This window comes from Geobacillus sp. ZGt-1 (assembly GCF_001026865.1).
GTDB lineage: Bacteria > Bacillota > Bacilli > Bacillales > Anoxybacillaceae > Geobacillus > Geobacillus thermoleovorans.
Genome location: NZ_LDPD01000023.1, coordinates 335,440 through 337,209, shown reverse-complemented (window position 1 = coordinate 337,209; position 1,770 = coordinate 335,440). Strand labels below are relative to the sequence as shown.

At 53.4% G+C, this 1,770-nt stretch carries 3 protein-coding genes; 1 reads left to right on the top strand and 2 read right to left on the bottom strand.

Going from position 1 to position 1,770, the window contains the following annotated elements; all coding sequences use genetic code 11:
* Nucleotides 1-163 precede the first annotated feature (163 nt).
* Complete coding sequence (gene pstB / locus VU18_RS10415) at nt 164-973, top strand: phosphate ABC transporter ATP-binding protein PstB (protein ID WP_119878022.1); 810 nt, start codon at nt 164-166, stop codon at nt 971-973.
* Nucleotides 974-1,118: 145 nt separating this feature from the next.
* Here the strand turns inward: pstB and VU18_RS10410 are convergent, their stop codons facing one another.
* On the bottom strand, nt 1,119-1,568 hold the full coding sequence (locus VU18_RS10410) for an endolytic transglycosylase MltG (RefSeq protein WP_011231933.1): 450 nt from the start codon (nt 1,566-1,568) through the stop codon (nt 1,119-1,121).
* A partial coding sequence (locus VU18_RS10405) for a sigma factor-like helix-turn-helix DNA-binding protein (RefSeq protein ID WP_047758072.1) occupies nt 1,565-1,770 on the bottom strand: 206 nt, incomplete at its 5' end. The genes VU18_RS10405 and VU18_RS10410, both read right to left, overlap by 4 nt.

Sequence of the window (1,770 nt, the reverse complement as noted above, 5' to 3'; positions counted from 1 at the left end):
CATGTTGTGGTGAAGAGCCAAAAAATGATGTTCGTTTACAAAAACTTTACATACCGTCCACACAGCGTTAACGATCGTTTTGTATGCTTATGATAGGAAAAACTCGATCTTCCGCTGCCAGTGAGGGCGGAAGGAAATGAAAGGAGTCACGCCGATGAGTACGATGGCGGTGGTGGAGCGCCGAAAAGAGGACATTCCTTCGGCCCAGTTGGTGAAAAAAGAGGTTGTTTACGAAACGAATGGACTGAACGTATGGTATGGCGAGCATCATGCGTTAAAACATATTCACCTGTCTTTTTATGAACGCGAGATTACAGCGATTATCGGCCCGTCAGGATGCGGCAAGTCAACCTATATCAAAACGCTCAATCGAATGATCGAGCTCATTCCAAACGTCCGGCTCGAAGGGGAGATTTTGTATCGCGGCCGCCGCATTTTTGACACGTCATACCCTGTTGAACAGCTGCGGACGCAAGTGGGCATGGTGTTTCAAAAGCCCAACCCGTTTCCAAAGTCGATTTATGACAACGTCGCCTATGGGCCGCGCATTCATGGGATCCGCGACCGGCGGCGGCTCGATGAGATCGTCGAAAAAAGCTTGCGCCAAGCGGCGCTCTGGGAGGAAGTCAAAGATCGGCTTCATGAAAATGCCCTCGGTTTATCGGGCGGCCAACAGCAGCGGCTGTGCATCGCCCGCTGTTTGGCCGTCGAGCCGGATGTCATTTTAATGGATGAACCGACATCAGCGCTCGATCCCATTTCGACAGCGAAGGTCGAGGAGTTGATGGGCGAGCTGAAAACAAAATACAGCATCATCATTGTCACGCATAATATGCAGCAGGCGGCTCGCATTTCCGATCGGACAGCGTTTTTCTTAAACGGAGAAGTGATTGAGTACGGAGAGACAAAAACGTTGTTTTCTCGTCCAGCTGATCAGCGGACGGCGGATTATATCGCCGGGCGGTTCGGATGATAAAAGCGGCCGGAGGGCGTCAGGCATGACGGACAAAAAGTTCGTTTCAAAAAAGATGTGTTTCTTTCAAAAAAACGCTGTTTGATGCGCAGACACAGCCTTAAGAAAAGGTGTCCCGGTCCTTTGGGAGGGACACCTTCTTTCGTTATGGTTCGGCAATCAAACGGCCGATCGCTGCGTAGTCCATATCGCTCCGCACGTTGTAGACGCCGGGGCGGATGGAGCGCGTCAGCCCATGTTGTTCCAAGTAGTCGTTGAAGGCGCGGGCGCTTTGAATGATGCCAGCCTCTTCAAGTTCGCGGGCAAAGGTCTCTGGCGTATCTCCTTTTTGAATAACGAGTCGATAGACGTAAACGGTTTGCCCTGATGGTTCGGACATCTGCTTGGACGCCGCTTTCGGAGCGGCGTTCGGCTGAGCGCTGCGGAGCCTGTCGTATTCCTCTTTCGCCACGGCGACAAGCCCATGCTGTTTGAGGAACGTCTTGATTTCCGCTTCCGTCGGTGCAGCCGGGGGTGAAGCGTAATACGAGGCGCCGATCAGTGCTGTCGATACAAGCAACCCGAGGGAAAACGAACGCATGGATCGCTTGTTCATCGGCGCAACCTCCTTACCGCCCGCTCGACTTCCGCAACGGTCAGCCCCGTCTCACGGGCGATGTCTTCGAGCGGGAATCCTTGTTTATGCAAAAACAAGATGCGCCGATCGGCCGGCGACAATGATCCGCCAAGCCGCGGCGAAGCGGACCGTTGCCGCTCCGGAATGAGGAGCTCCTCCTCGATGACTTGCAGCCGCTTTT

Bases quoted from the DNA above. Each gene is read 5' to 3' on its own strand.
- pstB (WP_119878022.1), top strand. From the start codon at position 164: ATGGCGGTGGTGGAGCGCCGAAAAGAGGACATTCCTTCGGCCCAGTTG.
- VU18_RS10410 (WP_011231933.1), bottom strand. From the start codon at position 1,568: ATGAACAAGCGATCCATGCGTTCGTTTTCCCTCGGGTTGCTTGTATCG.